This window comes from Nonlabens arenilitoris (assembly GCF_002954765.1).
Classification (GTDB): domain Bacteria; phylum Bacteroidota; class Bacteroidia; order Flavobacteriales; family Flavobacteriaceae; genus Nonlabens; species Nonlabens arenilitoris.
Genome location: NZ_MTPW01000001.1, coordinates 2,839,077 through 2,852,156, shown reverse-complemented (window position 1 = coordinate 2,852,156; position 13,080 = coordinate 2,839,077). Strand labels below are relative to the sequence as shown.

Sequence of the window (13,080 nt, the reverse complement as noted above, 5' to 3'; positions counted from 1 at the left end):
TTTTTTAGAAAATATTAACATTTTGAGTTTAAACAAAAAAAGCGCAAACCTATCGGTTTGCGCTTTTTTTAAGTTGTCAGTAAATTGAAATTTACTTCACAATCAACTTTTCTACCTTCTGCCCAAGGTCACTTTTAACTGTTACAAAGTAAATTCCAGAGCTCAAATTTTCTAAAGAAATGCGTTGATTAGTTGAATTCCCAGTAAAGTTGGTTTGGGATAAAGTTCTACCGTTTATATCCATAATCGTCACGCTTTCAAGGCTATTTGTAGCAGAAAAATTGATGAAACTTTTCGCAGGATTAGGATATAATTTGATACTAGAATCTGTCGTTTCTCCTATGCTTGCGGTACTCATTACCGTTACAGATTCCATATTTGTGATAATAGGGAAATTGAAGTCAAAGAAAATCTCTGCGGTATTATCAAAAGTATCTCCTGCTACCAGAGTATTTAGTGTCTTGATTTTGAACAATACATGACCATCATTAGTCGCATCATTAAAGTCTAGGTTGATGTCCTCGTGAATGAATTCTACCACGTTTCCTTCTCTAATTCTCGTGTAATAATCATGACTACCACCTAGCGGAATCAAAGTTGTAATATCAAACTGACTTAAATCAATTTCATCTTTAATCACCACATTAATAGCACTTGCCGTTCCTGTATTCTCAAAACGGATCATATAATGCACATATTCTCCTACATCTGCTGGATCGATGGTTTCTCCTTCTAGACAGGTTTTATCGTTAGGATCATAACTATTAACTACCGTTTGATCAAACACCATCACATTATCTGCTGGCATGGCATCTGTTCCTGTTCCTGTGACAGTTCCTGTAAAAGTTAGAATATCATTGCTGTTTAAAGGATTTGTTGTTTGAGTAGGTGTATTTAAAGTCATTGTGAACTCATACTCTTCCATTTGGAAAGGTTGTAAACCAGTAAATGACCAACTCAACTGATTACTAGGTGTATTTCCTGCTGTTGGATTAGTAGAAAGCAACGTCATAAAATCTTCTTCAAAATCTAAAGTAACAGCACCACTCGCCGTTTGATTTCCTTTGTTTTTTACCACTACTTTATAATCTGTATCAAATCCTGGTCTTGCTTGTTCTAATGGAACAACAATAACTTCTAGATCTTCAACTGTTCCATTTGCTGTGACACAAAAGTCTTGGGTAAATGGACTGGCTTGTGTTGGGAAATCTACGACTACGTTTGGTGGTGAGATGTTCCAGTAGGTTGGGTTTTCTGGGTTTGGGGTGATGGTGTGCTGGCCATCTGCGACTGGTACGTAATATTCTCCTGCTTGATTTGAAGATATTGTTCCAGTATTTATTCCATCTGTTGCTGTAAAATTGAAATTTGGGAAAACTGGATCTGTAGGATCACAGCCATTATTATCAATATCTATTGAAATATTTCCCTCAATTTCATTGAAATTACCTCCAGGATTAAAGGAACAATATGTGTTAAAAACTACATTATTAATATTTACAGCTGTAAACTGTTGTGTCAGATATGGTAGTAGACTATTATCCGAACATACGTAATCAGGATTAGTGTTATAAATAATTCCAGTTGCAAAATTTGCTGGATTTATAATATTAGACTTTATGTTTATCTGTTGAAGAGCAGGTAGCTCAAACAACCCCAGATATTCCAATTTAGGATGCTGATCTAAACGAATTTTTTGTATTGAATTATTAGACTGTACATTGAAGATTTCCAGATTAGTATTTTGACTAAGATCAGTAAGATTCTCAGTTGGGCAATTATTACAAGTTGAATTAACTACCCCAAAAGATTTCAAATTTACATTTGGCGTCAAGTCAAGATTATTAAAAGTTGTATTTCTAAAATACAACCTCTCTAAAATTAAATTATTTGATAAATCAAAAGTTGTTATCAAAGAATTATCAATTTCTAAATCCTTAAGATTAATATTATTCGTAACATCTAGATTAGTTAAATTAACATCTTTCAATCTTATATTTTCTAAATTTACATTTGTAGTCAAATCAATATTTGAGATTGGTAAATTGTCTAGATAAAGTGTTTCTAAATTAATATTACTACTTACATTTAAGATATTTTGAGGTGTATCATTAATTATTAAGTATTTTAAATTTATATTATTTGATAAATCCGTTGGAGATGATAGATTGTCACTAGAATAGGAAAGATACTCCAGTGCTAAATTTTGCGAGACATCTAAGTTTGACATCCTATTCCCTCTAAGAATAAGTTCTCTTAAATTAGGGTTCATAGTGGTATTAACACCAAATAATTGTGAATTAAACAAGTTTAAAAGCTCTAAATTGACGCAAGAATCTGTATTTAAAAAATTTATTAAAGAATCTTTAATAACAATTGATTCGACTAAAGATAAGTTTGAAAGGTTAATAGTTGTCATTGTATTCCAATTTGTAGTATAATCTAAGTAAATAGATTCAAGCAAAATATTGTTACTGAAATCCAAATTTGAGATAGCTGCAAATTCAGCATCAAATATTCTCAAGTTAATATTCTGACTCAAATCTAATTGTTGTATGTCTGAAGAATTTATTTCTAAAATTTCTAAATTTATACAATCTGATACTTCTAGACTATTAATATGTCCTGATCGTAAGTATAACTCCTTTAAATTGATACATCCTGAAATATCAATTGTTTCATGCATGGAACCTCGTCCTATATCCAATATTTCAATTGCAGACATATCACTTAAATCTGCATTTATAAAATCATTTTGATTTAAAGTTAAATTTGTGACATTTAGAAAATTTCTAATTCCTGTTAAATCTGTTATATCATAAGTGCTCAAATCTAAATTTGTCGTTTGTATAGCTTCCGTTGCTGTAATTTCTCCGTCTGAATTCAAGTCAACATTAGAATCTAAAATATCATCTCCATTTGTATCAACAACATTCTGAGAAATCAACGATGCTTTTAATATTGGATCCGGAAAATTAATTACAAAATCGGAATGAGTATAATTATAAGAAACCCAATTTCCAAAACTCGTTGTTGAGCATTGCGATCTAATGTAGATATCATAACTATCTCCAATATTTAAATTATTCATTGAAAACTCAGATGAATTATTAATTGTGAAACTATTTCCGCCAGTTCCTTGAGTATAAGGAGCTATTCCATACTCAACATCCCATATTGTCTCTGTATCACCTGCTGCAAAATTGACTTTAGCCTCAACTACAGTTACTGGCATCACATTCACAGACCAGACATCTCTGCAACCATTAAATAACGTTCTTGCTGAAAAAACCACTTGATAAGGATTTCCTGTTGCACAAACCTCAGTAAATCTCAAATAATAAAGAGTATCAGGCGACAAATTACTAAGTGTAAGCGATGTGTTTGTAATTGTACTTGTAACCAAATTACTAGAATCAAAACTAGCTACTGTATCATATTCAAATAACCATGTAGTACTACTAAAATTAAAGGAATAAACATCAACGAAAATTTCTGTAGTTGATGTGGGATCCACAAAACTTGTAGGTAAATCAACAAAATCACATGTAGTAGCACAAAATAAATTGCTACTATACACTAGACTAGATTGTGGAAATTTCAATCTTTCGTCTACCAAATAAATACCATTTGAAGTAACAAAACTTACTCCAACATTGTTATTCGTCGCATCAGCAGTATCTATATGTTTATAGATTTCAACTAAATCATTATCATTAATAGAAATTGGAAAATTTTGATAGTCAACTCCAGATGGAAGAGTGAAAAAACTGCTCACCCCATTGATTTTAACCTCTATATTAGTTGATGGACTCCAGTCTGGTGTTGTCGAGCTTTTTGATATGTCTAAATTATATGTACACTGCCCAAAACTTAAGCAAGAATAAAGTATTACTGCAAAAAGTATCAATTTTCTCATAATCAATTATTTCCTACAAAGAAAAGGAAAAAACAGATCAAATTAATAATGAAGGAAGAGTTTTCGAGGAATTGTTGATTTGTAAGAGCAGTTGTTCTAGTTAACTGTTCTCGACTGCGCTCGAACTGACATTTTAGATTAGTATTGAGCGCATCCGCTCTGCAGCGGATTGACTAGTACAACGTCATTGCGAGCACAGCATGGCAATCTGCATTTGTGCATACGATGAATAGATTACTTCGTCATTGCTCACCTCGTAATGACAGCGTTTAAACAAAAAAAGCGCAAACCTCTCGGTTTGCGCTTTTTGAAAATATAAATTTACGAGCACAGTGAACGAAAACACTTCGACAAGCTCAGTGTAAGCAGTCTGCAACGCAGCAAAGCTGCGTGCGACTTGCTTACATATTTCTCCTATACTGTCCTCCTACTTCAAATAACGCCTCAGTAATCTGTCCTAGTGTACAAATCTTTGTTGCTTCCATTAAGTGTTCAAAGATGTTGTCTTGTTTCACAGCGGCTTGTTGTATGTTAGATAATTGTTCTTGTTGTGCTTTCGCGAAAGCGGAATGCAAATTATCTTTTGTACTAATTTGTGCTTGTTTCTCTTCTTCCGTCGCACGTATTACCTCAGCTGGTAAGACTGTTGGGCTTCCTTTTGAACTTAAGAAAGTGTTTACTCCTATGATAGGGAACTCGCCTGTATGCTTTAACATCTCGTAATGCATCGATTCTTCTTGAATCTTACTGCGCTGGTACATGGTTTCCATGGCTCCTAGAACACCACCACGTTCTGTAATTCTATCAAATTCTTCTAGAACAGCTGTCTCTACAAGATCTGTCAACTCTTCAATAATGAATGCTCCTTGGATAGGATTTTCGTTCTTGGCAAGACCTAATTCCTTATTGATGATCAGTTGGATAGCCATCGCACGTCTTACAGATTCTTCTGTAGGTGTAGTGATTGCCTCGTCATAAGCATTAGTATGCAACGAGTTACAATTATCATTAATCGCATACAGTGCTTGCAATGTCGTACGGATATCATTAAAATCTATTTCTTGTGCATGTAGCGAACGACCACTGGTTTGAATGTGGTATTTCAACATTTGTGCACGAGAATTTGCTCCGTATTTGTTTTTCATGGCTTTGGCCCAAATCTTTCTCGCCACACGACCAATCACAGAATATTCTGGATCGATACCGTTTGAAAAGAAGAAACTCAGGTTAGGACCAAATTTATTGATATCCATTCCGCGACTTAAGTAATACTCTACATAAGTGAATCCGTTTGCTAATGTAAAGGCCAATTGTGTAATCGGATTTGCTCCAGCCTCTGCGATGTGATATCCTGAGATGGACACACTATAAAAATTACGCACTTTTTCTTCAATGAAATACTGCTGTACATCACCCATTAAACGCAGTGCAAATTCTGTAGAGAAAATACAAGTATTTTGTGCTTGATCTTCTTTTAAAATATCAGCTTGTACCGTACCACGCACTTGTGCTAGTGTTTCTTGCTTGATACGAGCATAGTCTGCTGGATCTAAGATTTGATCTCCTGTTAACCCTAAAAGCATCAAACCTAAACCGTCATTACCTTCAGGCAGTTTGCTGGTATCAACCTGTCCGTTTTTAGAATATACTTTTTCGCCTTGAGCGTTTAAATAAGAAGGACGTTCTAGATTATTGTCATCATAGATTTCTTTAAGCTTTGCCTCTACCTTATCACCTAGTCCGTTTTCTGTAATAAAACGTTCACAGTTCTGGTCAATCGCAGCGTTCATAAAGAATCCTAATAACATAGGCGCTGGACCGTTAATAGTCATAGAAACCGATGTCATGGGATGAGACAAATCAAATCCAGAGTATAGTTTCTTAGCATCATCCAGACAGCAAATACTCACACCAGCATTACCGATTTTCCCATAAATATCTGGACGCAATCCTGGATCGTTACCGTAAAGTGTCACACTATCAAATGCCGTACTCAAACGTTTTGCAGGCATTCCCAGACTTACGTAGTGGAAACGCTTATTAGTACGTTCTGGTCCACCTTCACCAGCAAACATTCTGGTAGGATCTTCACCTGTTCTTTTAAACGGATATAATCCTGCGGTATATGGAAATTCTCCTGGTACATTTTCTTGCAAACACCATTTTAAAATATCGCCCCAAGCGCTGTACTTAGGTAACGCTACTTTAGGAATCATTTTATGAGATAGCGACTCTGTATGGGTTTCAATTTTAATGACTTTATCACGTACTTGAAACTCATAAATAGGCTGCTTGTACTTATTTACTTTGTCATCCCAAGTGGTGATGATTTCCCAGTTGTAGGGATCTAGATCCATTTTAACGCGATCAAACTGACCCAACAACATATCTATAATTTGATTGTCAGTGTCAGACTGAGCCTGTCGAAGTCCTTCTCCTTCGATTCCCGTCTTCGACAAGCTCAGACTGACATCAGTTAAGGATTCAATAGTTTTATAAATTCCATAAAGGGTTTGAGCCACTTTAGATTGAGCTGCTGCTGTGTTATCATAAGCTCTATTACTTTCAGCAATCTCACTTAAATAACGTGTTCTCGATGGCGGAATCACAAAGATTTTCTCACTTTGTGCTTTATTGAGTTCGTTTTGCGAACTTAAATCTACACCTGTTTTTTCTGTAACCTCAGCCATTAGCGCTTCATACAACGCATTCATTCCTGGATCGTTGAATTGGCTGGCGATGGTTCCATAAACTGGTAGCGTTGCAGGATCTGCTTCCCATAAGTTATGATTGCGCTGGTATTGTTTTTTTACATCGCGTAATGCATCAAGTGAACCACGTTTGTCAAACTTGTTGATCGCTACCACATCGGCAAAATCGAGCATGTCGATTTTCTCTAGCTGTGTAGCTGCACCAAACTCTGGAGTCATTACATATAAAGACACATCACTGTGTTCTAAGATTTCAGTATCGCTCTGCCCTATTCCGCTGGTTTCTAAAATGATTAAATCATAGTCTGCTGCTTTTAAAACATCTACTGCTTCTTGAACATGCTTAGAAAGTGCGAGATTAGACTGTCTCGTTGCAAGAGATCTCATGTAAACGCGATCATTATTAATCGCATTCATACGTATCCTATCACCTAAAAGTGCTCCACCTGTTTTACGTTTTGATGGATCTACAGATATGATACCTATATTTTTCTCTGGAAAATCTATTAAAAAACGACGTATCAATTCATCTACTAATGATGATTTACCAGCTCCACCAGTTCCTGTGATTCCTAGTACAGGTGCTTGTTTTGGTGTTTTATCGGCTTCAGCAAAGTGCTTTTCAAAGTCATCGTGTCTGTTTTCTGCCAGCGAGATTAATCTTGCAATGGTAGGAACATGATTTTCTAGCAATTCTCCGTTTAATTCTGCTTTCGCGAAAGCGGGAACAGGAACATCACACTGCTTTACTAAATCATTAATCATTCCCTGCAATCCCATTTCACGGCCATCATCTGGTGAATAAATACGTGTGATTCCATAATCCATCAATTCTTGAATCTCTGAAGGAAGAATCACTCCACCACCACCACCAAAAATCTTGATGTGGCCAGCTCCTTTTTCTACCAGTAAATCACGCATGTATTTAAAATACTCATTGTGTCCACCTTGATAAGAAGTCATGGCAATACCGTTTGCATCTTCCTGAATAGCAGTGTTTACCACTTCTTCTACACTTCTATCGTGACCTAAATGAATAACTTCACAACCGGTAGATTGAATGATGCGACGCATGATGTTAATAGCAGCATCATGCCCGTCAAAAAGACTGGCAGCCGTTACTATTCTTACTTTATTAACTGGAACGTATGGAGTTTGATCTTGCATTATGATTATCTCATTTTATGGTTTGCAAAATTACGAAATCGATAACGTAGTATGATGCATTGTAATTAAACTTTTGCATTTATTTATAGTCAAAACATTATTCTTGTAATCTAAAATCAACCACAATGAAATATTGTTATTTTACTTTAGCCCTATTAACAGTTTTCTTTTCATCTTGTACCTCATCAAATGATGACGATAACCCTACAGAGCCTACTAATGAGATGTATTTCCCACCATTGAGTGGTGATACCTGGGAAACCACCTCTCCTACCGATCTTCAATGGGATACTCAACAACTAGCCCAATTGAACAGTTTTTTAGAAACTAATGAAACTCGAGCATTTATTGTCTTGGTAGATGGTAAAATTGTAGTAGAAGAATATTGGAATACTGATTTATTAGGTCAACCGTTTGATGTAAATAGTACCTGGTACTGGGCAAGCGCTGGAAAATCTTTAACCAGTACGCTAGTAGGCATTGCACAAGAAGAAGGATTGTTAAATATCGACGATAAAAGTTCTGATTATTTAGGAAATGGATGGACTAATATGCCACAAGCTAAAGAAGATTTAATAACTATAAAAAATCATTTAACATTCACCACAGGAATAGATTATAATGTGACAAATCAAGAGTGTTATGACCCTTCATGTTTAAATTATCTTAACGATGCTGGTGATGAGTGGTACTATCATAATGCAACTTATTTAATCGTTCATGATATTCTTGAAGCCGCTACAGGTGTTACAAATAATCAATATACTAATAGTGCTATTGCAAATAAGATAGGCATGTCTGGATTCTGGTCCAATACCGCACAATCCAGTAATGTATATTTTAGTGATGCGAGAAGTGCAGCGCGATTTGGATTACTAACCTTAAATCAAGGAAATTGGGATGGTACTACTGTATTAGGTGATATGAACTATTTTAATGAGATGAGCAACACCTCTCAATCCATTAACGAATCTTATGGTTATCTATGGTGGTTAAATGGTAAAAGTTCCTTAAGATTTCCAGGATCGACAGTGACCGTACCTTCTTCACTGACGCCTTCTGGACCAGCAGATATGATAAGTGCTCTAGGAAAAAATGGGCAAATGATAGATGTAGTACCTAGTTTAAATATGGTAGTGATAAGAATGGGTAATGAACCATCTGGTAGTTTAGTACCTGTTACTTTTCATGATGAAATGTGGGAAAAGATCATAGAAGTGATTAATTAATAAAACAACTAAAGTTTTGTTACATACTGCAAGTGGCAATCTATTCAATATTATTTTTGATACTCTCAAAAATAACTATTGAAAAATTACAGAAGATTTGCTAGAATTGGAATCGCTACTAAAGGTGCTGTATTTCTATTAATGGGATTAACGGCATTGATTACAGCTTTTCAGCTTACCTATGCGCTTAAAAGTGGTGATGAAGTTTTAAAATGGATATCTCATTTAAGTTTTGGGTGGTTTTTAATTTTATTAATGTCTATAGGTCTAGCAGGTTATATTTTCTCCAGATTTTTTCTCACTTTCAATAAACAGGACTATGATGGAGATACTGGTAAACCAGCTTTCCGTAGAGCGGCATATTTTATAAACGGTATAGGATACTGTCTACTATTATTTACATGTTTAAAATTACTTTTTGGAATGCCTGATGATGATGGCAATCCTGGATGGAAAATCAAGATTTTACAGTCTATATGGGGTAAAATTATTGTACTTATTATAGCACTAGGACTTGCTGTAAGCGCTATAAATGAATGGTGGATATCTTTTTCTACAATGATGGATAAAATGACACATAAAGAAACCTGACTGATCATCAGTACAGATATCTTATGCTATTAGGTCGCATCGGTAGATTTAGTCGTGGGATTGTATTTGCGGTTTTTGCATATATATTAGCCAGGTCTGCATTTTATGATATGAAGAATTTACCCAAAGGAGCAGACGCTGCCTTTGCATTTATGCATGTGGAATATGGAGCAGTCATCATGGGCCTAATTTCAACTGGCGTACTATTCTATGGCCTTTTTTTAATTCTAAGTTCAAAGTATAGGAATATCCCTATACGATAAAGCTATGAAAGATCTTGCACCTAACCATAGATTCTATAAAAGCTTATTACCTCTTCTACTAACCTTTATAGGTTGTTTGATACTCATTGCCGCGCTTAAAAACTACTTATTTATCTTGGGCCCTATGATTCTAATCACAGTGATCATAGGCTATTTATTTGCAAAGCGTTCTTATAATAAATATGCTAATGCATATTATGATTCTGAATACTTATATCTAAGCTATCAAAGTGAGACTATTAAAATAAAATTACAAGACATCATTAGTGTTAGACTTTCTAAACCCGAAGTAAAACTGATGGGTATTCCCTATCACGATTATATGATCACTTATCAAAATAAGGACCAGTCAAAAGACTCTTACAGCTTTTTGGTAAACTCTATAAACTATAATATTGAAACATTTGAGAAAATAATCAACTACTACTCACCTGATACTAGAATCGATCGCTATTAGAATTTGAATATACGCTTTCGCGAAAGCGTATATAATCCTACTAGTAAGATTTATTAAGACATTGATAGTTCAAAGATTATAAATCAGAACATTCTCAAATACGTCTAGTAGTGATAAAGAAGTTATAAATCTTCACAATTTTTTAAGAATTGAAAATTCTATCTTCACACGCAATATGAAGAAACAAATTTTTACATTCATTGCGTCCTTTTTATTCATAGGTCACGCTACGGCTCAAGAAAACAGACTATTCCCTACTCAACCCAATACCAGTGAGATATATCACAATCTAGAAAAGCTGGGATTTCTAGGTACGGCACTATACATTGCAGCTCATCCAGATGACGAGAACACACGTTTGATATCATGGCTTGCTAATGATAAAATGGCGCGTACTGGTTACTTATCACTTACCAGAGGTGATGGTGGTCAAAATCTTATAGGACCTGAATTACGTGAACAACTAGGGATGATACGTACTCAAGAATTGCTAGAAGCGAGACATCGAGATGGCGGCGAGCAATTCTTTACAAGAGCAAATGACTTTGGTTATTCAAAACATCCTGATGAGACACTTGAGATATGGAATCAACAAGAAGTTCTTGAAGACATGGTGCAAATTATAAGAAGGTTTAAACCAGATGTCATCATCAATCGTTTTAATCATCGCACGCCTGGCACCACGCATGGACATCATACTACTAGTGCTATGTTAAGCATGACAGCTTATAAAAGTGCCGCACTTAAAACAGCATATGCGAGTCAGTTAAATCGCCTAGACACATGGCAACCTCAACGCATATTTTTTAATACTAGCTGGTGGTTTTATGGAAGTGAAGAAGCCTTTGAAAATGCAGACAAAACCAATTTGCTAGAAATAGATGCTGGTACATATTATCCATGGAATGGTTTATCTAACAGTGAAATCGCCGCCTTAAGTCGCAGTGAGCATAAATCTCAAGGATTTGGTAATAGTGGCTCCAGAGGTTCACAAATAGAATATCTAGAATATCTAGATGGGTCATTCCCTACTGATAAGTCAGATTTATTCTCTGGCATTAATACCACATGGACTCGTGTGTCTGGTGGATCAAAAATTCAAACTCAACTCAATAAAATTCTATCGAGTTATGATTTTAAAAATCCAGAAGCCAGTCTACCAGCGCTAGCTGCCTTACATCAATCCATTTCTACACTTAAGGATAAGCACTGGAAGAATATTAAATTAAAGGAACTAGAAAATATCATACTACAAATCACTGGTGTTTATCTAGCAGCAAGTACAAATAAGCAATTTATTACTGATGGTGCAAAAACACCTATTGATATCGAGGTAACTAATCGATCTAGTCAATCTATTGATGTTTCTTTAATAGCAAATAGTATGATTAAGTTAGAACGATCTGACCTTACTACAACACCTAACTCAAGCGCAATTATAAAAGGTACACTGTCCATACCTCAATATTTTCAAGCTACTTCTCCTTATTACCTTAATGAACCAGCATCCCTAGGTATGTATACTGTTAAGGCTATGAATGAAAGAGGCCTACCAGAACTTGAATCTCCATTTGCAGTAAAGGCAGTCGTAACCATACAGAATATAAAAATCTATAGAGAATTAAAAATTCAATTTAAATCAACTGATCCTGTACGAGGTGAGATACATGAGCCATTAAATGTTGTACCTGCCGTATCTGTAAGTGTTCAAAATCCTGTTTATATTTTTAATGAGAATCCTCAAATGATACAGGTAAGCATGACAGCAAATACAAATTTAAAAGCTGGAACAATAGAGCTTTGTGGCCCTAATGATTGGACAATTGAACCTTCTACAATAAAATTTGATGCTTTATCAACAGGTACGGTACGCACTTATAATTTTCAAGTTGTGCCACCTAAAAATGCTTCCCGTGGAATGGTAAGTGGTCTGGTTAAAATAGGTGCAAACTCTTACTCTCAAGAAGTTATTTCTATAGATTATGATCATATACCAGATCAACAATTAGTGCGTAATAATAAGGCTCAAGTCGTTAAACCTAACCTTAAAAACAAAGCCACTACCGTTGCATATATTAACGGCGCTGGCGATGATGTTGCAACAGCAATTGAAGCGATAGGCTCTAAAGTATTCCGTTTTGAACCTAGCGAGGTTCCTAGTGATTTATTAAAATATGATGCTGTCGTGGTAGGTATTAGAGCATTTAACGTCGCTCCAGTTGAAATGGCTGCGCTACAGGAACGTTTAGATACTTATGTAAAAAATGGTGGAACCTTAATGATGCAGTATAATACAAGTAGACGCATAGATCCAGATGCACTAGGTCCTTTATCTATTACGCTTTCGCGAAAGCGTGTCACCGATGAAGATGCGGCTGTAACTTTATTAGAACCTGACCATGCGATTTTAAATAAGCCTAATAAAATTACAAGTACTGATTTTGAAAATTGGGTACAAGAACGTGGATTATACTTTCCAGAAAAATGGGATCCAGCCTTCACACCTATTTTAGGAATGAATGATAGTGGTGAGGAAATGACTAATGGTAGTTTAATAGTTGCTAGATATGGTAATGGTCATATCATTTATACCGGTTTGAGCCTTTTTAGAGAATTGCCTGCTGGTGTTTCTGGAGCATATAAATTGTTAGCTAATATGATAAGCATAGGTGTAGATGATCAACCGGTTAAAAATAAAAGCAATGAAAAGTTCTAAAAAATGGAATCGTGTTTACATACTTGT

Annotated in this window: 7 protein-coding genes; 5 read left to right on the top strand and 2 right to left on the bottom strand. The window is 35.2% G+C overall.

What is annotated here, in order from left to right:
* Nucleotides 1-91 precede the first annotated feature (91 nt).
* Both BST92_RS12705 and BST92_RS12700 read right to left on the bottom strand, forming a co-directional pair.
* On the bottom strand, nt 92-3,919 hold the full coding sequence (locus tag BST92_RS12705) for a T9SS type A sorting domain-containing protein (RefSeq protein ID WP_245910933.1): 3,828 nt from the start codon (nt 3,917-3,919) through the stop codon (nt 92-94).
* Between the two features lie 401 nt (nt 3,920-4,320).
* On the bottom strand, nt 4,321-7,797 hold the full coding sequence (locus tag BST92_RS12700) for a methylmalonyl-CoA mutase family protein (RefSeq protein ID WP_105071789.1): 3,477 nt from the start codon (nt 7,795-7,797) through the stop codon (nt 4,321-4,323).
* A 125-nt stretch (nt 7,798-7,922) separates the two neighbouring features.
* Between BST92_RS12700 and BST92_RS12695 the strand changes: the two genes are divergently transcribed.
* From BST92_RS12695 to BST92_RS12680, 5 genes are all read left to right on the top strand, one after another.
* Nucleotides 7,923-9,026, top strand: coding sequence for a serine hydrolase domain-containing protein (locus BST92_RS12695; RefSeq protein ID WP_105071788.1), 1,104 nt, complete (start codon nt 7,923-7,925; stop codon nt 9,024-9,026).
* Nucleotides 9,027-9,104: 78 nt separating this feature from the next.
* On the top strand, nt 9,105-9,617 hold the full coding sequence (locus tag BST92_RS12690) for a DUF1206 domain-containing protein (protein WP_211292498.1): 513 nt from the start codon (nt 9,105-9,107) through the stop codon (nt 9,615-9,617).
* Nucleotides 9,618-9,640: 23 nt separating this feature from the next.
* Nucleotides 9,641-9,880: a DUF1206 domain-containing protein gene (locus BST92_RS15170; protein WP_211292497.1), complete on the top strand. Its 240-nt coding sequence runs from the start codon at nt 9,641-9,643 to the stop codon at nt 9,878-9,880.
* A gap of 4 nt (nt 9,881-9,884) precedes the next feature.
* Nucleotides 9,885-10,337: a hypothetical protein gene (locus BST92_RS12685; RefSeq protein WP_105071787.1), complete on the top strand. Its 453-nt coding sequence runs from the start codon at nt 9,885-9,887 to the stop codon at nt 10,335-10,337.
* A 175-nt stretch (nt 10,338-10,512) separates the two neighbouring features.
* Nucleotides 10,513-13,053: a PIG-L family deacetylase gene (locus tag BST92_RS12680; protein WP_105071786.1), complete on the top strand. Its 2,541-nt coding sequence runs from the start codon at nt 10,513-10,515 to the stop codon at nt 13,051-13,053.
* The last annotated feature ends 27 nt before the right edge of the window (nt 13,054-13,080 follow it).

Excerpts from the sequence above, each read along its gene's own strand:
- BST92_RS12705 (WP_245910933.1), bottom strand. The coding sequence starts at position 3,919 with ATGAGAAAATTGATACTTTTTGCAGTAATACTTTATTCTTGCTTAAGT.
- BST92_RS12700 (WP_105071789.1), bottom strand. The coding sequence starts at position 7,797 with ATGCAAGATCAAACTCCATACGTTCCAGTTAATAAAGTAAGAATAGTA.
- BST92_RS12695 (WP_105071788.1), top strand. The coding sequence starts at position 7,923 with ATGAAATATTGTTATTTTACTTTAGCCCTATTAACAGTTTTCTTTTCA.
- BST92_RS15170 (WP_211292497.1), top strand. The coding sequence starts at position 9,641 with ATGCTATTAGGTCGCATCGGTAGATTTAGTCGTGGGATTGTATTTGCG.
- BST92_RS12685 (WP_105071787.1), top strand. The coding sequence starts at position 9,885 with ATGAAAGATCTTGCACCTAACCATAGATTCTATAAAAGCTTATTACCT.
- BST92_RS12680 (WP_105071786.1), top strand. The coding sequence starts at position 10,513 with ATGAAGAAACAAATTTTTACATTCATTGCGTCCTTTTTATTCATAGGT.